The sequence below is a fragment of the Akkermansia sp. UNK.MGS-1 genome, from assembly GCF_000980515.1.
GTDB classification, from domain to species: Bacteria; Verrucomicrobiota; Verrucomicrobiia; order Verrucomicrobiales; family Akkermansiaceae; genus Akkermansia; species Akkermansia muciniphila.
This window is the reverse complement of sequence record NZ_LBCB01000030.1, coordinates 1-395: the sequence shown is the minus strand read 5'-3', so window position 1 is coordinate 395 and position 395 is coordinate 1. Positions and strand designations below refer to the sequence as shown.

The window sequence follows — 395 nt, the reverse complement described above, 5'->3', positions numbered from 1 at the left end:
CTGGTCTGGAAGGCGGACGGAACCCCCATCAGCCGCGTTGACCCGGAACTGGCCGGGGAACTGGCCGTCAACTCCCTCTGGAGCTCGGCGTCCAACGCGGCGGCCCTGGGCGGCAATGTCCTCTCCCGTCTGAGCGTGCCGCGCCTGACCGACAGGCATGCCCGCAACCTGTGGGGCATGGGGCTGGGCGACTTCGCCCGGCAGCGCAGCCGGGGAGGCGTGGACGGCTACGACTACAACGGAGGCGGCTACTCCGTGGGGGCGGACAGCGGCATGGGAGGGGAGGACGAGGGCATCTGGGGGATCGCCTTCGGGCAGCTCTGCGGCCATGCCAGAAGCCGGGATTTCCAGGGGCGCAACACGCAGGACACCCGGATGGGCTCCCTGTACTGGGG

At 70.6% G+C, this 395-nt stretch carries 1 protein-coding gene; it reads left to right on the top strand.

The annotated features are described in order from the left end of the window. Positions 1–395 (top strand): autotransporter outer membrane beta-barrel domain-containing protein (locus WW58_RS09910; protein WP_046437345.1); only part of this gene is annotated, 395 nt, incomplete at both ends.